This is a genomic window from Micromonospora sp. NPDC049049, from assembly GCF_040649115.1.
Classification (GTDB): domain Bacteria; phylum Actinomycetota; class Actinomycetes; order Mycobacteriales; family Micromonosporaceae; genus Micromonospora.
In genome coordinates this window covers 48,126-70,026 of record NZ_JBEZEX010000028.1, presented here as the reverse complement: position 1 = coordinate 70,026, position 21,901 = coordinate 48,126, and the positions used below count along the sequence as shown (strand labels likewise).

Sequence of the window (21,901 nt, the reverse complement as noted above, 5' to 3'; positions counted from 1 at the left end):
CTGCAGTCGGCGGCCGTCGGCTTCCCCTACGATGTGCGAACGTGCGCGACATCGCAGTTTTCAGTGGAACCGCCCATCCCGACCTGGCTGCCGAGATCTGCGCCCACCTGGGGGTGCCGCTGCACCCGGTGCGGGTCTCCCGGTTCGCGAACGACTGTCTGGAAGTCCAGTTGCAGGCCAACTGCCGGGAGCGGGACGTCTTCCTGATCCAGCCGTTGGTGCCGCCGGTGCAGGAGCACCTGGTCGAGCTGCTGCTGATGATCGACGCCGCCCGGGGTGCCTCCGCCGGTCGGATCACCGTGGTGCTGCCGCACTACGCGTACGCCCGCTCGGACAAGAAGGACGCCCCACGGATCTCGATCGGCGCGCGGCTCGTCGCTGACCTTCTCACCTCGGCCGGGGCGGACCGGGTGCTCGCGATGACCCTGCACTCGCCGCAGGTGCACGGCTTCTTCAGCGTTCCGGTGGATCACCTGCACGCGCTGCGGGAACTGGCCACCCACTTCCGGCGCTACGACCTCAGCAACACCGTGGTGGTCTCGCCCGACCTGGGCAACGCCAAGGAGGCCGCAGCCTTCGCCCGGCTGCTCGGCACTCCGGTCGCGGCCGGGGCGAAGCAGCGGTTCAGCGACGACCTGGTCAAGATCAGCGCGGTGATCGGCGACGTGACCGACCGCGATGTCATCGTGCTGGACGACGAGATCGCCAAGGGCAGCACGGTGGTCGAGCTGATGGAGCATCTGCGCGGCCTGAAGGTCCGGTCGATCCGGCTCGCCTGCACGCACGGCCTCTTCTCCGGCGACGCGTTGCAGCGGCTCAGCGACCAGGACGGCGTCCTGGAGATCGTCTGCACCAACACGGTGCCCATCCCGGCCGCCAAGCGGGTCCCCAAGCTGCAGGTCCTGTCGGTGGCTCCCGCCCTGGCCGAGGCGACGCGCCGAATCCACAACGGAGAATCCGTCTCCGCCCTCTTCGCCTGACCGCCCTGCGCACCTTGCGCCCTGCCCCGCGCGCGTTGCGCCCTGCCCCGTGCCGTACCTGCCTCCGCCGATCTTGCAGTTTCGGTTGTCGAAAAGCGTGGAATGCCACGGATGTCGGGACAGTAAGCGCAAGATCGCGGCCAGACCCGGTGGATCATGGGGTTATGGTGCCTGGTTCGGCGTCATACGAGAGCTTTGTCCCCCACCACAACTCCATGATCGACGGAGCGGGCCGGGGCAGGGCGGGGCGGGCCGGGGCGGGCCGGGGCGGGCCGGGGCGGGCCGGGGCGTGGTGAGGCCGGGGCGGTCGGGCCGGGGGTGGGGCGGGTCGGGTTAGTGCGGGGTGTGGTTGTGACTGGTTAGGCCGGTGGTTATGCGGACGGTGGTGCCAGCGGTGCCGGTGACCACCTCCATCGCGTCGGTCAGCTCGCGGGCCAGCCACAGGCCCCAGCCGCCGGCGGTGTCCGGGGCGGGCCGACTGCGGTCGCCCAGTCGTTGTGGGCTGATCCCGTGCCCGTGATCGGCGACCTCGCAGACCAGCGCACCCGACTCGTGCCAGAGTCGCAGCCAGCCGCGCCCGCCGCCGTGCCGCACCGCGTTGGTGATCAATTCGTTGATCGCGAGCACGAAGTCGTCCAGCCGTTGGCCGCTGAGGCCGGAGGCATGCGCGCAGGAGGTGACCGAGTGTCGAATCTCGGTCACCTGGGCCTGGTCAAAGGCTTCGGCGATCAGGAGGGCAGGTTCGATGGGCACAACCGTACGCGGTGCGTGCGGATCTGCGTTTGTCATGGGCCCGTCCCGGCGGCACATCTCGGAGTAATTCGCGGCTTTTCCACCGTACGTCAGGGTTTCCTGAACCGCACTCGCTGCTCGCCGTGTGCCGGCCCGGTTGTGGCATCCTGACCGCCATGCCGTCGCCGCCGGGTGGGTTCGAGGTGCCGCTGTGGCGTGCGCTCACCGTGTTCAGACTGGCCTCCCTGGCGTACGTCTGCGTGCTCGCGGTGCGCGACGCCGACCGGTACGCCCACCCGTACGCCGTCGGTGCCCTGATCATTTTGATGATCGCCTGGACGGGCGCGACAGCGGTCGGGTACGCCCGGCCGGCCTGGCGGCGCTGGCCGCTGCTGCTGGCCGACCTCGGGGTGGTGGTGGCCATCGTGCTGGCCACCCCGTGGGTGGTCGGCCGGACGGCGCTCGCCCACGGCGTACCCACCCTGGGGGTGGCCTGGATGGCCGGCCCGGTGCTGGCCTGGGCCGTCTCCGGTGGCCGGCGGCGGGGCACCGTCGCCGCGCTGCTGGTCGCCGGCGCGGACCTGGCCACCCGGGAGCGCATCGGTCAGTCCTCGTTCACCGGGGTGATCCTGATGCTGCTCGCCGGGGTGGTGGTCGGGCACGTGGCCCGGCTCGCGGTGAGCGCCGAGGAGCGGTTGCAGCGCGCGGTGGAGCTGGAGGCCGCCACCCGGGAGCGGGAGCGGCTGGCCCGGGACATCCACGACTCGGTGCTCCAGGTGCTGGCGCTGGTGCAGCGGCGCGGCGCCGACCTGCCCGGGGAGGCCGGCGAGCTGGCCCGACTGGCCGGTGAGCAGGAGGTTGCTCTGCGGGCGCTGATCGCCGGGGCCGGTCCGGCCGCCGCGAGCCTCCCGGACGGCGGCGAGGCGGTGGACCTGCGGACCCTGCTCGGCCGGTACGCCTCGGCGGCGGTGGCGCTCTCCGCCCCGGCCAGCCCGGTGCCGCTGCCCCGACGGGTGGCCGCGGAGTTGGCCGCCGCGACCGGCGCGGCCCTGGACAACGTGGGGCGGCACGCCGGCGGGCGGGCCTGGGTGTTGATCGAGGACGAGGGGGCGACGGTGACCGTGTCGATCCGCGACGAGGGGCCGGGCATTCCGGATGGCCGGCTGGACGAGGCGGCCGCCCAGGGTCGGCTCGGCGTGACCCAGTCGATCCGGGGACGGGTGGTCGACGTGGGCGGCACCGTGCGGATCGTGTCCGCCCCCGAGGCGGGCACCGAGATCGAGCTGAGCGTGCCGAGGTGACGGCGGCGAACCCGGTCCGGGTGATGGTGGTGGACGACCATCCGATGTGGCGGGAGGGCGTGGCCCGCGACCTGACCGAGGCCGGTTTCCTGGTGGTGGCGACCAGCGGCGAGGGACGACAGGCCATCCGGGTGGCCGCCGCGGCCCGGCCCGACGTCGTCGTCCTCGACCTGCAGCTACCCGACATCTCCGGCGTCGAGGTGATCCTGGGGTTGCGCGCGGCGCTGCCCGCCGTACGGGTGCTGATGCTCAGCGCCAGCGGCGAACAGCAGAGCGTGCTGGACGCGGTGAAGGCCGGGGCCACCGGTTATCTGGTGAAGTCGACAGCACCCGCCGAGTTCCTGGAGGCGGTGCACCGCACCGCTGCCGGCGACGCGGTCTTCACTCCGGGCCTGGCCGGGCTGGTGCTCGGCGAGTACCGCCGGCTGGCCGCCGGACCGGGGCGGGGGACCGGCCCGGCCGGCGTTGCCGAACCCGCGACGCCCCAGCTCACCGAACGGGAGACGGAGGTGCTGCGGCTGGTGGCGAAGGGGATGTCGTACAAGCAGATCGCCCAGCGGCTCGGCCTGTCGCACCGCACCGTGCAGAACCACGTGCAGAACACCCTGGGCAAGCTGCAACTGCACAACCGGGTCGAGCTGACCCGGTACGCCATCGAACGCGGTCTGGACGACTGAGCGGACGTCAGACCGAGCGGGGCGGCTCCGTCTCGTGGATGGCCAGCTCCTCGGCGGTGGCCCCGCCCCCGGCCGATCCGGCGTCGTACGCCACCGAGTCGGTCTCCTGGTCGGTGTGCGCCCCCTCGTCGGGTTCCACCAGCCGGCCCACCGTGGCGTCGGCAACGGTGCCGAGCTGACCGTGGTCGTAGAGGGAGACCGGTGAGTTCGGGTCCGAGGTCGGCCCGGGATCCATCACGTCGGCGTCCAGCTGAGCCTCCGCCGCGGCTTCCAGGTTGTCCGCCTCGAAGGCGATCTTCGGGTCGATGGTGCCGGCCAGCGGGTCGTCCGCCGGGCGCTCGTAGACCTCGCGGTCGAGCTTGTAGTCCAACGACTCACCGTCGAGCTGCTCCTCGGCGGTCGTGCCGAACCGGTCCACCGCCACCGGCGTCCGGTCGCCGGGCAGTTGGGCCGGGTCCGGGCCGTCCGCCTCGCGCCCGGTGAGGACGTCGTCGTTGGCGGTCGAGTCGTCATCGGCGGTGTCGGGCAGCCCTTGCGCCTCGGTGTCGGACACGGGGGTCGGGTACTCGTTGTCGCGCATGTCTGATCACTACCCGCTGCCCTGCCGCCGTAACCGGGCGGCAGTCGACGGTACGGCGCCGAATCGGGCGCCGACGGCGAAAGCCCCGTCAGGCGGCCTCGTCGTCGGGGTGCAGCACACACCAGACGACCTTGCCGTCCGGTACGGCAGTGCTGCCCCAGCGGCGGGTCACCGTGTCGATCAGCAGCAGTCCCCGACCGCCGGCCCGGTCTGGTGGGGACATCCCGGCGAACGTCGGCTGACGCGGGGAGTGGTCGCGAACCGCCAGGTGCAGGGTGGTCTCCCGGGGCGCCAGCCGAACCGTCATCGGGGTCCGGGCGTGCGCCACCACGTTGTTGACCATCTCGGTGATCGCGATGCACGCCGGGTCGGTGAGCGTCGGCATGCCCCAGCGCTCGCAACCGGTGCTGACCAACTCGCGTGCCTGCCTGGCGGCTCCCACCGCCGGAACCAGCTCGGCGCTGAGGACCGCCGCCAGTGGTGTCGCCGCCACAGCGGCCAAGGCCCCGTCGAGCGTCGGCCAGGCCGGCACACCGTCGAGCGCGGCGTCCGGGTGGGCGGGCCCGTCGACCGCCGGATCACACAGCAGCAGATCCGCGGCGGGCCAGTCGGCGACCTCCCGGCGGACCTCGGCGAAGACGCTCCGCCCGGCCGGGTCGACGACCCGCAGACCGGTGACGTCGGCCACCACCGGGCCCGGCCGGTCGGCCAGGCGGGCGAGCAGCGCGCCGCGTACCTCCTCGGCGCTGGCGGCCTCGAGCACACCGGTCAGCCGGACCACCGCTGACGAGTCGTCGATTTCCACGAGACAGCTCGACATGATCGCCCCATTGTGCGCGCCGGTGACGGTCAGCGCATTCGGGCGCTCGACATCCGCCATCAGCGGTCCGACCGGGAACGGCGGTTGATGGCGGCCAGGGTGCCGACAGCGGTGCCGGCGGCGGCCAGACCGAACGCGGCGGTCATCCGCGCCAACTGTCGCCGCCGACCGTGCCAGCCACCGTCCTGGCGCGCCTGGGCATCGGGGTGGAACACGTTGCCGCTGCTGTCCACCCGGGCGCCCGGGCCGAACTGGGTCCGGTGGGCGTACCAGCCGAGGGTGCGCTCGACCAGCGCGGGCGCCAGCCGCCACTGGAGGCCGATCAGCCGGGCGGCGCCGCCGGCGTACGCCTCGCGGCGAGGCCGGCGCAGCAGCCGGACGATGGTCTCGGCCACCACCTCCGGCGGGTAGATCGGAGGAGGTGGCACCAGCTCCCGGCCGCTGTGGTTGCCGGTGTGCCGGAAGAACGGGGTGTCGATCGTGGCCGGCAGCACGGTGCAGACGGAGATGTGACCGCGACCGGTGACCCGCAGCTCCTGTCGGACGGTGTCGGCCAGCCCACGGATGCCGTGCTTGGTGGCGTTGTACGCCGACTGGTACGGCATTGCCACCTCGGCCAGCACCGAGGCGTTGTTGACAAGCACACCGCCACCGGCGGCACCCAGGTAGGGCAGGGCCGCCTTGATGCCGTGCACCGTCCCGAGCAGGTTGACCTCCAGCACCCGGCGGAACTCGGCGACCGGGATCTCGTCGAACAGCCCCACCGCGCTCACCGCGGCGTTGTTCACCCAGGCGTCGATCCGGCCGAACTCGGCCGCCGCCTGGTCGGCCAGCCGCCGCACCGACTCCAACTCGGTGACGTCGGTCGGTACGACCAGCGCCCGGCCGCCCAACTCCCGGCAGCGCTGCGCGACCTTGAGCAGGGCCGGCTCGCTGCGGGCGGCCAGCACGACGGCGGCACCACGGCGGGCCAGCGCGTACGCGGTCGCCGTGCCGATCCCGCTGGACGCACCGGTGATCACCACTGTCGAATCGGCGAGACTGCGGGTCAGCGGCATTTCTGAGCGGTACCCCCGGCCGGGCCTGGTCACACCGACGACGGCTTGTCGATCATCGTCGAAGTGCTGTCGCGTGTCGCGTGTGCTTGCCGTGGCGCAAGTGTCGGTGGCACTCGCGGGGACTCTTCCTGATCTGCCAGGTTTCGGCTCAGCGTCGCGGGGTTAATGGGACGCTCTGACCGGGAGGACCACCGCCGAGGAAAGATCGCAGGGAGGTGACCCATGCGCGTCGGCCTCGTCTGCGCGCACGCCAGTTCCTACCGCCACGCCGACGGCCCGCCGGTAGGCACCCGACAGCACACCGCGAGGGTCGCCGCCGAGCTGGCCGAACGAGGCCATGACGTCCGGCTCTACGTGCGTCGGGACGACCCGACGCTGCCGGCGACGATGAACGTCGACGGCTACCAGGTGCACCAGGTGCCCGCCGGCCCGCCCACCCCACTGCCCACCGCCGAGCTGATCCCGTACGTGACGGAGGTCGGCCGCTGGCTGGCCGACGAGTGGTCGGGGTCCTGGCGGCCCGAGGTGGTGCACGGGCACTACTGGGTCGGTGGCCTGGCCGCCGCGCACGCCGTCCGGGAGACCGACATTCCGGTGGTGCAGACGTTCCACTCGCTCGGCATCGAGCAGCTGCGTCACCTGGGTGGTCACTACGACGGGCCGGGCCAGCGGATCACGCTGGAGCGCGCGTTGACCCGGGCCGTCGACATCGCCGTGGCCCAGTCCAACGACGAGGTCGACGAGCTGACCCGGATGGGTCTGCAACGCAGCTCGGTCGCGTTGGTGCCGGCCGGCGTCGACATCGACCTGTTCCATCCCGACGGCGAGGCGGCACCGCGCGAACAGCGGTCCCGGATCCTCTCGGTGGGCTCGCTGGCCGCCGGGCACGGCCAGGAGGACCTGATCCGGGCGATGCGGCTGGTCGGTGACGCCGAGCTGGTGATCGCCGGCGGGCCGCCGGCCGACCAGTTGGTCAATCACGCCGAGGCGCGACGGCTGCGCGAGTTGGCCGAACAGCTCGGCGTCGTCGACCAGGTACGGCTCGTCGGGGCGGTGCCGCACGACCAGATGGCCACCTGGTACCGGTCGGCGGACGTGGTCGCCTGCACGCCGCACTACTCCTCGGCCGGACGGGTCTCGCTGGAGGCGATGGCCTGCGGTGTGCCGGTGATCGGCTACGCGATGGGCGGTCTGGCGGACGCCGTCGTCGACGAGGTCACCGGCCGCCTGGTGCCCCCCGGTGACGTACGGGCACTCGGAGTGTCGCTGCGCCGGCTGCTCGGCGACAACGCCGGTCGGTTCGCCTACGGGCACGCCGCTGTGGACCGGGTGCGCAGCAGTTACACCTGGGAGCGGACCGCCGGTGCGCTGGAACGCCTCTACGAACGGGTGGTGAGCCGCCGCAAGCCCGTCGAGGCGTGAGTCGGCGGTGCTGCGGGACCTCGACCGTGGTGCGGTGCCGGACGGTCAGCCCGGCTGGCCGGCACCGACCATGGCGGGGTCCCGACGGCGTGTCACCGAACGGTGCTGCTGCGGTTCGGCGTACCGGGTCAGGCCGATGACCGCGGCCAGGGTCACCAAAAAGCCGACCGCGGCCAGCCACTCCCGCCCCGGCCAGATCTTGTCGTTGAGCAGCAGCAGGCCGACGATCGCGGCCGGCACCGCGCCGGCGGCGTCCATCGCGGCGACCGCGGCGGTCGTCGAGCCGCGCTGCATGGCCAGACCGAGCAGCAGCTGACCCACTATCGAGTGGGCGATCAGCAGGTAGAACAGCGGGTCGGCGAGGAACGCCTCGGCGGACGGCGCGGATGCCAGTGGCCGGGCGGCGACAGCGGCCGAGCTGAACGCCAGCCCGGCGAGTGAGCCGAGGGCCACCGAACCCGGCGCCCCGTGCAGCCGGACGGCGAAGAAGCCGAGCACCGCTATCACGCCCAGTGCCACCAGCAGGGCGATCGAGCCGGCGGTGCCGAGCTGCTTCGACGGCGCCGGCCGGGCGGACAACACCAGTGCGGTGATCCCCGCGAAGAGCAGCGCCAGCAGCACCACCTCCGCCGCCGGCAGCCGCCACTTCAACACCAGCACCCCGAGGATGGCGGTCACCCCGAGCCCGGCGGCCACGCTCGCCTGCACGAGGAACAGCGGCAGGTCCCGCCGGGCCAGGAAGGCGAGCACGAAACCGGCGATCTGACAGCCGAGACCGACCAGGTACGTCCGGTGCCCGGCGAGGCGCAGAAGCAGGCCCGGATCGAAGGTGTGGTGGACGGTGGTGCGGGCCGCCGCCACCGACTGGAGCAGATTGGCGAAGCCGTACGCGACGATCATCGCCGCGAGGAAGCACCAACCGGAGGAGACCACCTGGCGAGGATAGAGGTTGCCGGGGGTCAGCGCTCGGCTGGTCGGTTGAGGCGCACGAGGATGTCGGCGTGCAGCACACCGTTGGTGGCGACCACGCTGCTGTCGGTGCCCGGAGCGCCGGCGGGAGCCGGTTGTCCGGCCAGATCCGTGACCGTGCCACCCGCCTCCGTGACGATCGGCACCAGCGCCGCCACGTCCCACAGTGACAACTCCGGCTCGACCATCACGTCCAGTGCCCCCTCGGCCAACAGCATGTAGCCGTAAAAGTCGCCATACGCCCGGTTGCGCCAGCTGTCCCGCATCAGGTCGAGCACCGCGTCGAGCCGCCCGGCTTCCTCCCACCCGTTCAACGACGAGTAGCAGAAGCTGGCATCCGCCACCCCGCGCACCGCGGACACGCCGATCCGCTCACCGGCCGTGGGGCCCGGCCCGGCGTACGCGCCCGCGCCCGCGCTGGCCCACCAACGTCGTCCGAGCGCTGGTGCGGACACCACGCCGACCGCCGGCCGGTCGCCGTCGTAGAGCGCGATCAGGGTGGCCCAGATCGGCACGCCACGGACGAAGTTCTTGGTGCCGTCGATCGGGTCGATGATCCACCGGCGGCCGTTCGGGTCGGCGGACGGCTGCGCGCCGAACTCCTCACCGAGCAGCCCGTCGGCCGGTCGCTGCTCGGCCAGCAGGGCGCGGATCTCCCGCTCCACAGCGGTGTCCGCGTCGGAGACCGGGGTCAGGTCGGGCTTCGCCTCGACGCGCAGGTCGAGCGCACGAAACCGGGCCGTGGAGATGGCGTCGGCCCGGTCGGCGAGCAGGTGGGCGAGGGCGAGGTCGTCGGCGTACCCGGTCATTCCGGCAACCTAGCCCACGCCCGTCGCGTCACTCGTCGGGGCCGCGCCGGTCATCCTCGCCGGGGCCGCGCTGGTCGCTGTCGCCGCGCGAGTCGCCCTCGCCGGCCCGAGAGGCGAGCAACCGACGGTACGAGGCCAGCCGGCGCGGGTCGGCCTTACCGGCGGCCACCCAGGCGTCCAGCCCACACTCGGCCTCGTCGGCCGTGTGGGGGCAGTTCGGTGGGCAGTCGACGGTGCCCTCGACCAGGTCCGGAAAGCCGTGCAGCAGGCTGTCGGCCGAGACGTGCGCCAACCCGAAGCTGCGGATCCCGGGGGTGTCGATGATCCAACCCGGGTCGGTGTCGATTCCGGGCACCGGTGGCAACCGCAGCGCCACCGCGCTGGTCGAGGTGTGCCGGCCCCGGCCGATCGCGCTGACCACGCCGACCGCCCGCAGCGCGTCCGGAACGAGGCGGTTGACCAGCGTCGACTTGCCCACGCCGGAGTGCCCGACCAGCACCGACACCTTGCCGCTGAGCAGCGCGCGGAGCGCGTCGAGGTCAGAGTCGGGGCGGTTGAGCACGTACGGCAGCTCCAGCTCGGTGTAGTAGCCGAGCACCTCCTCCGGCCCGGCCAGGTCGGCCTTCGTGAGGCAGAGCAAGGGCTCGACGTCCGCGTCGTACGCGGCCACCAGGCAGCGGTCGATGAACCCGGTGCGCGGCGGTGGGTCGGCCAACGCGCTCACGATCACCAACTGGTCCGCGTTGGCCACCACGACCCGTTCCAGCCGACCCTCGGCGGTGGTCTCGTCGTCGTCGGCGGTGCGGCGCAGCACCGAGCGACGTTCGGCGATCCGGACGATGCGGGCGAGCGCGCCCTCCGCGCCGGACGTGTCGCCGACCAGGCTGACCCGGTCACCGACCACCACCGACTTGCGGCCCAACTCGCGGGCCCGCATCGCGGTGACAGTGGGCAGCTCGGCGCCGACCACGCCGCGTTCGGCCCCGGAGAGCACACAGGTGTAGCGCCCTCTGTCGACGGCGATGACGAACCCGTCGACCGCGTCGGCGTGCTGCGGGCGGGTGCGCGTACGTGGGCGCGACGACTTTCCGGGCCGGACCCGCACGTCGTCCTCGTCGTACTCCCGCCGTTTGGTCGCCAGGACCTGTCCTCTTCTCGCGTCAGCTCTTGCCGGTCACCATCGCTGACCATAGTGCCGGGAACTCGGGCATGGTCTTGGAGGTACACCCCACGTCGTCCACCTCGATGCCCGGAACGGCGAGCCCGGCCACTGCGGCGGCGTGCGCCATGCGGTGATCGTGGTAGGTGCGGAAGACGCCGCCGCGCAGCGGTCGGGGCCGGATCTCCAACCCGTCAGGTGTTTCGGTGATGTCCGCTCCGAGCCCGCCGAACTCGCGCGCGAGCGCGGCGAGCCGGTCGGTCTCGTGGCCGCGGATGTGCCCGACGCCGGTGAAGACCGACGGCGAGTCGGCCAGCATGGCCAGCGCGGTCAGCACGAGGGTCAGCTCGCCGACGTCGGAGAGGTCGGCGGTCAGACCGTGCACCACGCCGGTGCCACGGACGGTCAGCCCGTTGGTGGAGAGGGTGACCTCGCCGCCCATCCGCTGCAGCAGCGAGCGGAGTTTCTCGACCGGCTGCGCGCTGCTGTGCGGCCAGCCCTGCAAGGTGACCTCGCCGCCGGTGACCAGTGCGGCGGCGAAGAACGGCACGGCGCCGGAGAGGTCCGGTTCGATGTCCCAGCCGCGTCCGGTGAGTGGGCCGGGCTCGACGGCCCAGACATCGGGGGTGCTGTCGTCGACCGCCGCGCCGGCGGCCCGCAGCATCTGCACCGTCATCCGAAGATGCGGCGCGGAGGGCACCGGCCGCCCGACGTGGCGGACCACGACGCCCCGGTCGAAGCGCGGGGCGGCCAGCAACAGCCCGGAGACGAGTTGGCTGGATGCGGACGCGTCGATCACGACCTCGCCGCCGGTGACCCGGCCGGTGCCGAGCACTGTCAGCGGCAGGCTGCCCGTGCCGGTGACGTCGATCCGGACGCCCAGCGAGCGCAGCGCGTCGACCAGCGGGCCGAGTGGGCGGGTGCGTACGTACGGGTCACCGTCGAAGGTGACCTGCCCGTCGGCAAGGCCCGCCACCGGTGGCACGAACCGCATCACGGTGCCGGCCAGCCCGACGTCGACGTGGGCGGGGCCGGCCAGCGGGTGCGGTCGGACCAGCCAGCGCTCGTCGTCGCTGATCGAGACGTGCGCGCCCATCGCCCGCAGGCCTGCGGCCATCAACTCGGTGTCACGGGCGCGCAGTGGACGGGCCAGCGTCGACGGGCCGGCGGCCAGCGCGCTGAGCACCAGGGCCCGGGCAGTCATCGATTTGGAACCGGGCAGGCGCAGCGTCGCCGCCACCGGGTCGGATGCGGTCGGTGCGGTCCACGGCTGCGGCGGCCGGGTCGCGGTCAGGTTGCCCACCGTTACATTCTGCCGTGTCGGCGGGCGGGCGGCGGTACCCGGCGTTCGTACTCCCGGTTGGCGGGACAGCCGACAGGGCCTCCGACGCGTTAGCGTGTGCCCCATGTGCGGCAGGTACGCGACGACCCGGAGCTCCGGCGAGCTGAGCGCGCTGTTCGAGTCCTCCGACGACTCCGACGGCCTGGTTCGGGCGGACCACAACGTCGCGCCGACCGACCCGGTGCCGCTGGTCCGGGTCAGCCCGGAGGGGCACCGCAGCCTCTGCGTCGGCCGCTGGGGTCTGCTGCCGCACTGGTCCCGGTCCCCGTCGGGAGCCGCCCGGATGATCAACGCGCGGGCGGAGACGGTGGCCACCAGCCGGGCGTACGCCGGTTCCTTCTCCCGTCGCCGTTGCCTGGTCCCGGCCGACGGCTGGTACGAGTGGGTCCGGCTGCCCGACGGCGCGCGACAGGCGTACTTCATGACCCCCCGGGACGGCTCGGTGCTCGCGCTGGCCGGCATCTGGTCGGTCTGGGAGTCCGACGCCGAGACCCGGCTCACCTTCAGCGTGCTGACCACCACGGCGCTCGGCGACCTGGCCGAGGTGCACGACCGGATGCCGGTGCTGCTGCCACCTGAGCGGTGGTCGTCGTGGCTCGCGCCGACCGAGGAGCCGGGGCGGCTGCTCACCGAGGCGTCGGCGGAGCAGTTGGCGGGGTTGGAGATCCGGCCGGTGGGTGCGGCGGTGGGGGACGTTCGTAACGACGGGCCGCAGCTGACCGCGCGGGTGGCGGTGGCGCCGACGGTGTCACCGCAGGAGCTGACCCTGTTCTGACGCTGCGGCGCATAGTCGGCCGCCGATTTGCCAGGCTTCGCGCGATTCGTCTCCTGGCTGTTCAGTCATGTTCCCGGCAGACCCTTGTCCCGAGGTTGCGAAGTGCGATAGAACACAGCGCCGGTAGTGGCTGTCGGTCCGCACGGGGCGGACGACGTCCACAGCTTTTGCCGGTCCCACGGGGGAGGTGGGCGGATGACACGGGCACGTATGCCGCGCCCGCACGAGGTGGCAGCGGCGCGGCGAGATCCGCGACTGCTGCGGGCCGTGCGAGAACGGCGACAGGACGACGCGTGGCGCACCAGAGGAACCTGCCAGAGCGTCGATCCAGAGACATTCTTTCCGGCACCGAACGAGCCGGCGGACGCCGCCGTCGCGCTGTGTCGCAGTTGTGATGTGCAGGGGTCCTGCCTGGCGTGGGCCCTCGACGTCGGTGACTGCCACGGCGTGTGGGGCGGCACCACGCCGCGGGAACGACGGGCGATGCTGGTCGCCTGGCGCGGCGAGGTCGAACCCGATCCGGACGCCATCGACGACGCCGGCCCGCCGGTGCGTGATCGCCTGCTCGCCCTGGTCCCGCTGAGCTGATCGGCGGCCCGGTTCGCACCCGACACCCGTCCGGCGGCGCAGAATAGGCCGGTGCCAGCCAGCAACGAGATCGACACCCCGCGCGGCCCGGCGTGGATCGACACCGACCTGCCGGTCCGCCCGGCCACCGCCCTGCTCGTCCTCGGGCACGGCGCGGGCGGCAGCGTCGACGCACCCGACCTGCTCGCGGTCCGGGACGCGTCGGTGGCGGCCGGCCTGGCCGTGGTCCGGGTGACGCAGCCGTACCGGGTCGCCGGTCGACGTGCGCCGGCACCGGCAGGTCACCTCGACGAGGCCTGGACGGCGGTGCTCGCCGAGCTGCGCGCCCGGCACGCCGACGTGCCGACGGTGGTGGTCGGTGGGCGTTCCAGCGGCGCACGGGTGGCCTGTCGGACGGCCCGTGCGGTGGGCGCGGTGGGCGTGGTCGCACTGGCCTTTCCACTGCACCCGCCCGGCCGGCCGGAACGCTCGCGCGCCGACGAGCTGGGCACCGGCCTGCCGACGTTGGTCGTCAACGGCGACCGGGATCCGTTCGGGACGCCGGAGCCGGGACCGGCCGTGCAGGTGGTGAGTCGTCCCGGTGAGACGCACGACCTGCGCCGCGATCCGGCCGGCACCGCCGCCGTCGTACGCGACTGGCTGTCCGCCCAGGGCTGGGCGGCCGGCTGACCCGTCGCGCCCGGCTCGCCGGGTCGACCGTTTCCGGGGCGGGCACGGGTCGTTGCATCCGTTGGTGCCGCCGGCCCGAGCAGGGCCGGTGACACCAGTCCTCCCAGGCCCTTCCTGGTCCCAGCGCCGGCCGCCGTCGGGGCCGGGACCAGGAACGGGGAGGGGCGGCCGGAATGCCCCAGTGGTCATCTCGCGTTACTACCCCCGGACGACTTTTCTGCGAGGGGGGTGACCGGTGCCAACCGAGACACGAAGCCTGGAACGGGACGAGCGGGACGCCCGGCAGCTGAAGCGGCTGCTGGACGGCCCGGAATGGCCCGCGACAGCGGGACCGGGCGGGGTGGGTGCGGTGAGCACGGGCACACCGGCCGGAAGTGAATCTGCGGGCAGGTCCGTGCGCGTATCCTCGGCGGGAAAGCATCCGACGCGAGGGGATGTGCGGTTGACCACCGAGAAGACGGACGAGCGCAGGGCCCGATTCGAGCGGGACGCGATGCCATTCGTCGATCAGCTCTACGCTGCTGGGCTGCGGATGACACGCAACCCGGCGGATGCCGAGGACCTGGTCCAGGAGACGTACCTGAAGGCGTACGCGGCCTTCCACCAGTTCGAGCAGGGCACGAACCTCAAGGCCTGGCTCTACCGGATCCTGACCAACACCTACATCAACTCCTACCGCAAGCGGCAGCGCCAGCCGATCCAGGCGCCCACCGAGGAGATCACCGACTGGCAGCTCGCCGAGGCCGAGTCGCACACCTCCAGCGGGTTGCGCTCGGCCGAGACCGAGGCACTGGACCGGCTGCCGGACAGTGACGTCAAGGAGGCCCTCCAGCAGTTGCCGGAGGAGTTCCGCCTGGCCGTCTATCTCACCGATGTCGAGGGCTTCTCCTACAAGGAGGTCGCGGACATCATGGGCACGCCGATCGGCACCGTGATGTCGCGTCTGCACCGGGGCCGTCGTAATCTGCGCAAGCTGCTCGAGCGTTACGCGGGCGAGCGGGGCTTCAGTGCGGCCCGCTCGGCGAAGGGCTCGACCGCCGCTGCCGGCCGGGAGGTGTGACGTGAGCTGTGGGGAGCCGCACGAGACGGACTGCCGCGAAGTGCTCGCGGAGGTGTATCTCTACCTCGATCTGGAGTGCGCCGACGAGCGTCGCTCGCTGATCCGGCACCACCTGGACGAGTGCGGGCCCTGCCTGCGCGAGTACGGGCTGGAGCAGGAGGTGCGGGCGCTGGTGGCGCGTTGCTGTGGCAACGAGACCGCGCCGGATGAGCTGCGTGAGCGGCTGCGGGTCAAGCTCACCGAGCTGGTGGTCTTCGAGACCAGCGACTCCCGTGAGCTGGCCGACTGATCGTCTGAGGACGCCGACCGAGCGTCGGCACCAGCTGGCAAGACCGGTGGCCCGGGTCGACATCGACCCGGGCCACCGGTGTACCCGGCCTGGGCCGGCTGAGCGACGACGGGCAGTTGGCCCGCCGACCCGTTCAGGAGTTGGGACGCTTGCCGTGGTTCGCGGCGCTCTTCTTACGAGCCTTCTTCTTCCTGGACTTCTTCGCCATGCTGACCTCCTCGTGATGGGTCGGATCCGTCCTGCGCACGACCTCGGCGCGGATGCGGCCACCGGCGGTCCGGCGTCGGGTCCGACCCGCTGATGGTAGTGCGGTCGACACCCGCCGCCTTCCCCAGGGCGGGCCTGTCATCCCGGCTGCGCCGCTGCCCGCCCACCGCCGGTCGACGCATGATTGGATACATCGGCAGGCACGTCGCGAAGAGGGAGGGCCTGGACATGGCCGAGGAGATCCGCGCCGAGATGGTGGCCAACGTCTGGAAGGTCGTCGCCACGGCGGGCGACACGGTGACCGAGGGCGACACCCTGGTGATCCTCGAGTCGATGAAGATGGAGATCCCGGTCGTCGCCGAGTCCGATGGTGTGCTCCAGCAGCTCGTCGTCAACGAGGGCGACGTCGTGCAGGACGGTGACCTGATCGCCGTGATCGCTTGACCGGGCTGCGCGTCCGTTCGGCCGAGTCGGTCGACTTCCCCGCGGTGGCCCGGCTGACAGTTGCCGCGTACGAGGCGGACGGCCAGCTCAAGGGCGAACACGGGTACGGCGAGGTGCTGGCCGACGTGTCGACCCGGGCGGCCAGCGGCGAGGTGCTGGTCGCTGTCGACGAGGTGACCGGGGCGGTGCTCGGCTCGGTCACGTTCGTGCTGCCGGGCAGCCCGTTCGCCGAGCTGGCCGGGCCGGGCGAGGCCGAGTTCCGGATGCTCGCTGTCGACCCGGGCGCTCAGGGGCGGGGTGTGGGTGCCGCACTGGTCGAGGCGTGTGTCGACCGGGCGACCGAGTTGGGTTGCACGGCGGTGGCGATCTGCGTCCGGGCGGGGATGGCCGATTCGGCGCACCGGCTCTACTCGCGGCGCGGTTTCGTCCGTTCGCCGGACAAGGACTGGTCACCTTTGCCGGGTGTGGACCTGCTCGGCCTCCGGCTGGAGCTGACGCGCGGCTGAGCCGGCGACCGGCGGGCTCAGGTCGGCCGGCCGGCGGACCACTGACGGGCCGGACCGGCCACATCGATCACGAGATGGTCAGGCGTCAGGCTGCGTGCCGATGGCGGCCAGCAGTTCGTCGGCCACCTCCAGGGCGAGCTTGCGGCGTTCGTCGTCGCTGATGTGCGGCGCGCGGACCGCGAACCAGCTGGTGTGCACCGCGAACAGGGACAGCGCGGCGCGTAGCTGGGCGGCGGGGGAGTCGTCGCCCCGGCAGAGCGCTTCGGCCAGCTCCATCATCCGGCCGCGCATCTTCTGGCCGGAGGAGAGGCTCTTGAGCGCGGTCTGGTTCTGCTCGAAGAAGCGCATCACCGACGGCTGAGTGCCGTCGAACATCGTGTCGGCGTAGCGGGAGATCAGTTCGCGCCGGGTGGCCAGGGTCGCGGGCTGGGTGGCGGCCCAGGCGGTCAGCGCGTCCATCCGCTCCAGCCGGTCCTCGACGAAGCTGGCGACGATGTCGTCCTTGCTCTTGAAGTGGTAGTAGAGCGCGGCCTTGGTGACGTTGAGACGCTCGGCGATCTCCCGAAGCGAGGTCTTCTCGTACCCCTGCTCGGTGAAGAGTTCAAGCGCGACGGCCTTGATCCGTTCCCGCGTTCCGCCGCCTGTGCTCTCGCTCACCCACGCCCCCCAAATGGCTTGACCGCTCCTCGTACCCAACTTACCGTGCGGCTAGTAAGGTGACTAGCCGGGCGGCAAGTAAGTACGGCAATCCTCGGGGGGAGCTTACCTATGACTCAGGCAACCCAGGCCGGCACGCGACCCAACAACATCAGGGTCGTGCTGTTCGGGCTGATGATCGCGATGATGCTCGCGATGCTCGACAACATGATCGTCAGCACCGCGTTACCGCGGATCGTCGGCGAGTTCGGCGGGCTCAACCACTTCACCTGGGTGGTTACCGCGTACGTCCTGGGCACCACCGTCTCCACCCCGATCTGGGGCAAGCTCGGTGACCTCTACGGCCGCAAGTCGGTCTTCCTGACCTCGGTCGTCGTCTTCCTGGTTGGCTCCGCCCTCTGTGGCATGGCCGGCTCCGGGATGTTCGGCGGTCCAGAGGACGGCATGGTCCAGCTCATCGCCTTCCGGGCCGTGCAGGGCCTCGGCGCCGGCGGCCTCATGGTCGGCGTGATGGCGATCATCGGTGACCTGGTCCCGCCCCGCGAGCGCGGGCGCTACCAGGGCATGATCGCCGGCATCATGGCCATCGCCATGGTCGCCGGCCCGCTGGCCGGCGGATTCATCACCGACCACCTCTCCTGGCGCTGGGCGTTCTACGTGAACCTGCCGCTGGGTGGTATCGCGCTGCTCGTGCTGATCAGCACCATGCACCTGCCGAAGTACCGCACCGAGCACCGGATCGACTGGCTCGGCGCCGGGCTGCTCTCGGTCGGCATCACCGCGATCGTGCTCATCACCACCTGGGGTGGCAACGAGTACGACTGGGTGTCACTGCCGATCCTCGGCCTGGCCCTGCTGGCCGTCCTCGCGTTGGCGGCGTTCGCAGTGGTGGAACGCCGGGTCCAGGAGCCGATCCTGCCGCTGGCGCTCTTCGCCAACCGCAACTTCGCGCTGATCTCGGTGATCGGCTTCCTGCTCGGTTTCGCGATGTTCGGCGCGATGAACTTCCTGCCGCTCTACCAGCAGACCGTGCAGGGTGCCTCGGCCACCAACAGTGGTCTGCTGCTGCTGCCCCTGATGTTCGGCATGCTGGTCGTCTCGCTGGTCATCGGCCGGGCGATCACCCGCAACGGCAAGTACCGGGCGTACCCGATCATCGGTGGCGTGGTGATGACCGCGGGCATGGCGCTGCTGTCCATGCTCGACACCGACACCAGCAAGCTGATGTCCTCGCTGTACATGATCGTGCTCGGCGTCGGCATGGGCTTCCTCATGCAGACGTCGATGCTGATCGCGCAGAACAGCGTGGAGCAGAAGGACCTCGGCGCGGCCAGCGGCGCTGCCACCTTCTTCCGGTCGATCGGCGGTTCGTTCGGCATCTCGCTGTTCGGCGCGATCTTCGCCAACCGGCTGGCCAGCTCCGAGGGCGGTCGGGCCTTCGGCGGCGAGTCCGGCGGCGCGGGGATGGACCTGGAGAAGCTCAAGGAACTGCCCGCCCAGGCGCGCGAAGCGGTGCTCGGTGGTCTCTCCGACGCCATCTCGCACGTCTTCCTCTGGGCGGTGCTGTTCACCATCGTGATCCCGGTGCTCGCCTGGTTCATCAAGGAGATCCCGCTGCGCACCGCGAACGAGGCGCCGCCGCAGGCCACCCCGGAGGAGGACGCCGAGGTCGCCCTCGGCAAGGCCCCGGTCGCGTAACCCCCAAACCCCGCGATCTTGCAGTTTGTGCGCGTGCACAAGCACTGTTTCCGACAAGACGGCGACAGTAAGTGCAAGATCGCGGGGTTGCGGGGAATCAGCGGCGGAGCAGGCGTTGCCAGAGGCGGCGCAGGGGGTTGCGGGGGCGGGGAAGCCGGGGGGAGTTGGCTCTCAGCAGCTCGGTGGCCAGTGCCGCCGTCGCCGGATCCAACTGCGGGGCGGCGAGTGCCAGGTGAGCCAGCGAGGCGGCGATCGGGACCGGTCGGCTCCGCGCCACGTCAGCCGCGTCGGCCAGCCGCTCCGCCACCACCCGGGCCACGTCCGGCCGCACCGAAGGGTCCACCCAGGCGGCGGTGACCAGGGCGAACAGGGCCGCCTCGGTGACCCAGTCCTCGACGCCCCAGATCAGATCGAGCAGCACCCGGCGTCGGGTCGAGCCCTCCCACGGCTCGTCGGTGCGGTGGTGCAGCAGCCCCAGACAGGCCCACACCTGGACTCCACGCACCCAGACCGACGGGTCGTGGGCCGCCAGCAGCCGACCCACCGCGTTCGCCGGTGCCGCCGGCGGGTGCACCAACAGACCGAGCAGGTCGTCCACGTCGAGGCCGGCCAGACCCACTGCCGCGTCGTACGCCGCCGGCGGGTGTGCCCACGCCGGATGGGCGATCTGCCCGATCCGTTCGACAGCCGTCGCCGAGGGCGCCGCCAGCGCGGGTGTGGGCACCGTGTCCGCGTAGTGCCACAACCGCTGAGCGGACTCCCGCCGGGGCTCGCGCGGGTCGGGCTCGGGCGCGCCGACGACCTCGATCCGCAGCCCGGGGGCTGTGGAGATCGCCGTCCCGACCGCGCTCGGCGGGGCGGCGGCGGAGAGGCGTACGGCACCGCCGAGACCGTTGTCGTCATCGGCCACCGCCTGGCGCATCGCGTCGACCAGGGGCCCGCCGGCCGGCGTGAGTTGGCCGAGCCAGGGCCGACCCCGGCAGCACTGGGCCAGGTCGCCGTGCTCGTGGCTGTCGTCCGGGTGGTCCCGTACGAAGTCGGCGAGCGCGACCAGGTGGGCGAGGTCGCCGTCGCGCAGGTGCCGCAGGCGGTGAGCGGTGTGCACCGCGCAGTCGAACGACGGATCGCGCGCCAGCGCCCGCTCGGTCCACTCCAACGCCTCGTCCAGCCGGCCGATCTCGGCCAGGGTGCCGGCGATGTCCGCGTAGATCGCCAGGTCGTCGGGGTCCAGCTCGACGGCCCGACCGAGGGCCGCGAGGCCGTCGCGGGTCCGGCCCGAGCTGCGGTACGCGTACCCGAGCCACACCTCGCCCATCTTCGAGGGCTGTGCGCGTACTCCGCGGGTGGCCCAGCGGACCGCCAGCTCGACCTCGCCGAGGCGCCGGGCCAGCGCGGACGCCGCGCCCAGCAGCAGGCCGTGTTCGGGGTGCACCGTCGCCGCGTTGCGGGCGAGCGTGAGGTACGGGGTCAGCGGAGCCCGGCCGATCCGTGGCACCGGGTCGGGCAGTGCGGCGCAGACCTGCATGAGGACGCGGGCGATGTGCTCCGGTTCCAGTCGTTCGACCAGCTCGGGCGCGGTGACCCAGGGCACGCCGGCCCACTCGGTGCCGGGCGCGTACGACGTCGCCGCGGCCAGCAGTTCCAGCCCTTCGGCGGGACGCCCGGCGGTGGCGAGGAGGTGGGCGCGGGCGACCACCGCACCGACGAAGGTGTGGTGATTGATTGGGAAGAGGTCGAGGCCGCCGCCGCTCGACACGGCGAGCCGGGCGAGGGTCTCGTGCACCTCCGGCAGGGTGGGGGCCCGTGCCAACGCGCCGGCGAGGTGGCCGGCGGCGTGGTGCAGGTCGCCCTCGTCGAGTGCCAGCCGGGCCAGCGCCAGCTCCTCCGTCGCGGAGAGCGCGGGATCGTCCGTTCCCTCGGGCACGTCGTCCTCTCGTGGCAGTTAGACCGGGTGCAACGGGTAAAGCGTAGTTGATATTGAGATCAACTGGTGATCAGCTGCGCAGTCCTGCTCGTTCGATTGCTGAGATACGCTTAAAAGTGCAAGACTGAGCAGGAATCGCGCGGCAACCGCGCAGGGGAGGGGTTTCCGTGACACGTGCAGGGGCTGGAATGGCCGCCGACATCGACGAGCAGCCGGCTGGCTACGCGCGCCTGCTCTCCGCCGCCAACGCCGCCGAGATCGCCCGGGTGGCGGCGGTCATCGCCGAACGTCGGCCACGGCACGTGGTCTTCACCGCGCGGGGCACCTCCGACCACGCGGCGCTCTACGGGGCCTACCTGACCGAGATCCGGCTCGGCCTGCCCGCCGGGCTGGCCTCGCCCAGCGTCGTCACCCTCTTCGGGGCCCGCCCCGACCTCTCCGACGCGCTGGTCGTCGGGGTCAGCCAGAGCGGCGGTTCGCCCGACCTGGCCGAGGTGCTGCGCGCCGCCAGGGCCTCCGGTGCGCTGACCCTCGCGGTGACGAACGCCCCCGACTCGCCGCTGGTCGACGTGGCCGAGCTGAGCGTCGACATCGCCGCCGGGCACGAGCGGGCGGTCGCCGCCACCAAGACGTACACCGCGGAGCTGCTCGCCCTGCTGATGCTGGTGGAGGGGATCCGGGCCGGCGACGGCGTGCTTCCGAACGCCGAACGGGAGGCGCTCGACGCACTGCCCGAGCTGGCCGCCCGCACCCTTGCCGACGGCACCCCGGCCCAGCTCGCCCCGCGCTACCGGTTCGCCCGTCAGCTGGTCACCACCGGCCGGGGGTACGCCTACCCCACCGCCCGGGAGGCTGCGCTGAAGCTGATGGAGACCTCGTACCTGCCGGCGCTCGCCTTCTCCGGCGCCGACCTGCTGCACGGCCCGCTCGCCATGACCGACCCGGAGGTCCCGGTGCTCGCCGTGGTCGGATCCGGCCCCGGCGGCCGGTCGATGGGTGAGGTGCTGCCCCGCCTCGGCGAACGCCGCGCCGACGTCGTGGTGGTCGGCTCCGCCGACGTTCCGGGCGCCACCCGGCTGGCCGTCCCCGAGGTCGACGAGCGGTACGCCCCGCTGCTGGACATCCTGCCGATGCAGCGCTTGGCGCTGGCCCTGGCGCTCACCCGGGGCGAGGACCCGGACGCGCCGCGCGGGTTGAAGAAGGTCACCGCGACGATGTGAGGCGTGGCGTGGCAC

The 21,901-nt window shown here is 72.2% G+C and carries 24 protein-coding genes; 13 read left to right on the top strand and 11 right to left on the bottom strand.

Annotated elements, in window-relative coordinates; genetic code table 11:
- Positions 1-41 precede the first annotated feature (41 nt).
- A complete protein-coding gene (locus AB0B68_RS25150; protein ID WP_091406120.1) occupies positions 42-980 on the top strand; it encodes a ribose-phosphate pyrophosphokinase in 939 nt (312 codons plus the stop codon).
- 333 nt (positions 981-1,313) lie between these two features.
- Here AB0B68_RS25150 and AB0B68_RS25145 read toward each other — a convergent pair whose 3' ends face one another.
- On the bottom strand, positions 1,314-1,769 hold the full coding sequence (locus AB0B68_RS25145) for an ATP-binding protein (RefSeq protein ID WP_357203008.1): 456 nt from the start codon (positions 1,767-1,769) through the stop codon (positions 1,314-1,316).
- Positions 1,770-1,888: 119 nt separating this feature from the next.
- On the opposite strand from AB0B68_RS25145, the gene AB0B68_RS25140 reads away from it, so the two are divergent.
- Both AB0B68_RS25140 and AB0B68_RS25135 read left to right on the top strand, forming a co-directional pair.
- Positions 1,889-3,013 carry a DUF5931 domain-containing protein gene (locus tag AB0B68_RS25140; RefSeq protein ID WP_357263082.1) on the top strand — a complete coding sequence of 375 codons (1,125 nt, stop codon included), beginning with the start codon at positions 1,889-1,891 and terminating at the stop codon, positions 3,011-3,013.
- A 23-nt stretch (positions 3,014-3,036) separates the two neighbouring features.
- Entirely contained in the window at positions 3,037-3,690 is a 654-nt protein-coding gene (locus AB0B68_RS25135) for a response regulator transcription factor (protein WP_357203023.1), read from the top strand.
- A gap of 7 nt (positions 3,691-3,697) precedes the next feature.
- On the opposite strand, the gene AB0B68_RS25130 is transcribed toward AB0B68_RS25135, so the two are convergent.
- The 3 genes from AB0B68_RS25130 to AB0B68_RS25120 all read right to left on the bottom strand — a co-directional run bounded on the left by AB0B68_RS25130 (position 3,698) and on the right by AB0B68_RS25120 (position 6,148).
- Complete coding sequence (locus AB0B68_RS25130; RefSeq protein WP_099848385.1) at positions 3,698-4,270, bottom strand: DUF5709 domain-containing protein; 573 nt, start codon at positions 4,268-4,270, stop codon at positions 3,698-3,700.
- A gap of 88 nt (positions 4,271-4,358) precedes the next feature.
- Positions 4,359-5,150, bottom strand: a complete 792-nt coding sequence (locus AB0B68_RS25125) for an ATP-binding protein (RefSeq protein WP_357203002.1) — start codon at positions 5,148-5,150, stop codon at positions 4,359-4,361.
- Positions 5,150-6,148: an SDR family oxidoreductase gene (locus AB0B68_RS25120; RefSeq protein WP_357202999.1), complete on the bottom strand. Its 999-nt coding sequence runs from the start codon at positions 6,146-6,148 to the stop codon at positions 5,150-5,152. The genes AB0B68_RS25125 and AB0B68_RS25120 overlap by 1 nt, the downstream gene beginning before the upstream one ends.
- 222 nt (positions 6,149-6,370) lie before the next feature.
- Between AB0B68_RS25120 and AB0B68_RS25115 the strand changes: the two genes are divergently transcribed.
- Positions 6,371-7,570, top strand: coding sequence for a glycosyltransferase (locus tag AB0B68_RS25115; RefSeq protein WP_355008166.1), 1,200 nt, complete (start codon positions 6,371-6,373; stop codon positions 7,568-7,570).
- A gap of 45 nt (positions 7,571-7,615) precedes the next feature.
- On the opposite strand, the gene AB0B68_RS25110 is transcribed toward AB0B68_RS25115, so the two are convergent.
- Genes AB0B68_RS25110 through aroA form a run of 4 tightly spaced genes read right to left on the bottom strand, consistent with a single transcriptional unit; the run spans position 7,616 to position 11,810 of the window.
- Positions 7,616-8,503: a hypothetical protein gene (locus AB0B68_RS25110; RefSeq protein WP_357202996.1), complete on the bottom strand. Its 888-nt coding sequence runs from the start codon at positions 8,501-8,503 to the stop codon at positions 7,616-7,618.
- A gap of 26 nt (positions 8,504-8,529) precedes the next feature.
- Entirely contained in the window at positions 8,530-9,348 is an 819-nt protein-coding gene (gene hisN / locus AB0B68_RS25105) for a histidinol-phosphatase (RefSeq protein WP_357202993.1), read from the bottom strand.
- 28 nt (positions 9,349-9,376) lie between these two features.
- Positions 9,377-10,453: a ribosome small subunit-dependent GTPase A gene (gene rsgA / locus AB0B68_RS25100; protein WP_355008164.1), complete on the bottom strand. Its 1,077-nt coding sequence runs from the start codon at positions 10,451-10,453 to the stop codon at positions 9,377-9,379.
- Between the two features lie 55 nt (positions 10,454-10,508).
- On the bottom strand, positions 10,509-11,810 hold the full coding sequence (gene aroA, locus AB0B68_RS25095) for a 3-phosphoshikimate 1-carboxyvinyltransferase (RefSeq protein ID WP_357202989.1): 1,302 nt from the start codon (positions 11,808-11,810) through the stop codon (positions 10,509-10,511).
- Between the two features lie 103 nt (positions 11,811-11,913).
- On the opposite strand from aroA, the gene AB0B68_RS25090 reads away from it, so the two are divergent.
- From AB0B68_RS25090 to rsrA, 5 genes are all read left to right on the top strand, one after another.
- The gene (locus tag AB0B68_RS25090) at positions 11,914-12,624 is read left to right on the top strand and encodes an SOS response-associated peptidase (protein WP_357202986.1); all 711 of its coding nucleotides are present in this window, start codon (positions 11,914-11,916) and stop codon (positions 12,622-12,624) included.
- Positions 12,625-12,819: 195 nt separating this feature from the next.
- On the top strand, positions 12,820-13,212 hold the full coding sequence (locus tag AB0B68_RS25085; RefSeq protein WP_091406097.1) for a WhiB family transcriptional regulator: 393 nt from the start codon (positions 12,820-12,822) through the stop codon (positions 13,210-13,212).
- Positions 13,213-13,263: 51 nt separating this feature from the next.
- Positions 13,264-13,881 (top strand): alpha/beta family hydrolase, encoded by a 618-nt coding sequence (locus AB0B68_RS25080; protein ID WP_357202983.1) that lies wholly within the window; start codon positions 13,264-13,266, stop codon positions 13,879-13,881.
- 235 nt (positions 13,882-14,116) lie between these two features.
- Positions 14,117-14,941 (top strand): sigma-70 family RNA polymerase sigma factor, encoded by an 825-nt coding sequence (locus AB0B68_RS25075; RefSeq protein ID WP_112583674.1) that lies wholly within the window; start codon positions 14,117-14,119, stop codon positions 14,939-14,941.
- A gap of 1 nt (position 14,942) precedes the next feature.
- Positions 14,943-15,230, top strand: coding sequence for a mycothiol system anti-sigma-R factor (rsrA, locus tag AB0B68_RS25070; protein WP_030336658.1), 288 nt, complete (start codon positions 14,943-14,945; stop codon positions 15,228-15,230).
- A gap of 133 nt (positions 15,231-15,363) precedes the next feature.
- On the opposite strand, the gene AB0B68_RS25065 is transcribed toward rsrA, so the two are convergent.
- Entirely contained in the window at positions 15,364-15,549 is a 186-nt protein-coding gene (locus AB0B68_RS25065) for a hypothetical protein (protein WP_357263079.1), read from the bottom strand.
- Positions 15,550-15,659: 110 nt separating this feature from the next.
- On the opposite strand from AB0B68_RS25065, the gene AB0B68_RS25060 reads away from it, so the two are divergent.
- Complete coding sequence (locus tag AB0B68_RS25060) at positions 15,660-15,881, top strand: biotin/lipoyl-binding carrier protein (protein ID WP_181518367.1); 222 nt, start codon at positions 15,660-15,662, stop codon at positions 15,879-15,881.
- Positions 15,878-16,387 (top strand): GNAT family N-acetyltransferase, encoded by a 510-nt coding sequence (locus AB0B68_RS25055; RefSeq protein WP_357263076.1) that lies wholly within the window; start codon positions 15,878-15,880, stop codon positions 16,385-16,387. Before AB0B68_RS25060 ends, AB0B68_RS25055 begins: the two co-directional genes overlap by 4 nt.
- Before the next feature lie 78 nt (positions 16,388-16,465).
- Here the strand turns inward: AB0B68_RS25055 and AB0B68_RS25050 are convergent, their stop codons facing one another.
- The gene (locus tag AB0B68_RS25050) at positions 16,466-17,044 is read right to left on the bottom strand and encodes a helix-turn-helix domain-containing protein (protein WP_355008158.1); all 579 of its coding nucleotides are present in this window, start codon (positions 17,042-17,044) and stop codon (positions 16,466-16,468) included.
- Between the two features lie 111 nt (positions 17,045-17,155).
- Between AB0B68_RS25050 and AB0B68_RS25045 the strand changes: the two genes are divergently transcribed.
- Positions 17,156-18,742: an MDR family MFS transporter gene (locus AB0B68_RS25045; RefSeq protein ID WP_357263073.1), complete on the top strand. Its 1,587-nt coding sequence runs from the start codon at positions 17,156-17,158 to the stop codon at positions 18,740-18,742.
- A gap of 97 nt (positions 18,743-18,839) precedes the next feature.
- On the opposite strand, the gene AB0B68_RS25040 is transcribed toward AB0B68_RS25045, so the two are convergent.
- Positions 18,840-20,666 (bottom strand): tetratricopeptide repeat protein, encoded by a 1,827-nt coding sequence (locus AB0B68_RS25040; protein ID WP_357263070.1) that lies wholly within the window; start codon positions 20,664-20,666, stop codon positions 18,840-18,842.
- A gap of 188 nt (positions 20,667-20,854) precedes the next feature.
- On the opposite strand from AB0B68_RS25040, the gene AB0B68_RS25035 reads away from it, so the two are divergent.
- Positions 20,855-21,886 (top strand): SIS domain-containing protein, encoded by a 1,032-nt coding sequence (locus tag AB0B68_RS25035; RefSeq protein WP_357202824.1) that lies wholly within the window; start codon positions 20,855-20,857, stop codon positions 21,884-21,886.
- Positions 21,887-21,901 lie beyond the last annotated feature (15 nt).

Bases quoted from the DNA above. Each gene is read 5' to 3' on its own strand.
- AB0B68_RS25145 (WP_357203008.1), bottom strand. From the start codon at position 1,769: ATGACAAACGCAGATCCGCACGCACCGCGTACGGTTGTGCCCATCGAA.
- AB0B68_RS25140 (WP_357263082.1), top strand. From the start codon at position 1,889: ATGCCGTCGCCGCCGGGTGGGTTCGAGGTGCCGCTGTGGCGTGCGCTC.
- AB0B68_RS25135 (WP_357203023.1), top strand. From the start codon at position 3,037: ATGGTGGTGGACGACCATCCGATGTGGCGGGAGGGCGTGGCCCGCGAC.
- AB0B68_RS25130 (WP_099848385.1), bottom strand. From the start codon at position 4,270: ATGCGCGACAACGAGTACCCGACCCCCGTGTCCGACACCGAGGCGCAA.
- AB0B68_RS25125 (WP_357203002.1), bottom strand. From the start codon at position 5,150: ATGGCGGATGTCGAGCGCCCGAATGCGCTGACCGTCACCGGCGCGCAC.
- AB0B68_RS25120 (WP_357202999.1), bottom strand. From the start codon at position 6,148: ATGCCGCTGACCCGCAGTCTCGCCGATTCGACAGTGGTGATCACCGGT.
- AB0B68_RS25115 (WP_355008166.1), top strand. From the start codon at position 6,371: ATGCGCGTCGGCCTCGTCTGCGCGCACGCCAGTTCCTACCGCCACGCC.
- hisN (WP_357202993.1), bottom strand. From the start codon at position 9,348: ATGACCGGGTACGCCGACGACCTCGCCCTCGCCCACCTGCTCGCCGAC.
- AB0B68_RS25090 (WP_357202986.1), top strand. From the start codon at position 11,914: ATGTGCGGCAGGTACGCGACGACCCGGAGCTCCGGCGAGCTGAGCGCG.
- AB0B68_RS25085 (WP_091406097.1), top strand. From the start codon at position 12,820: ATGACACGGGCACGTATGCCGCGCCCGCACGAGGTGGCAGCGGCGCGG.
- AB0B68_RS25045 (WP_357263073.1), top strand. From the start codon at position 17,156: ATGACTCAGGCAACCCAGGCCGGCACGCGACCCAACAACATCAGGGTC.
- AB0B68_RS25035 (WP_357202824.1), top strand. From the start codon at position 20,855: ATGGCCGCCGACATCGACGAGCAGCCGGCTGGCTACGCGCGCCTGCTC.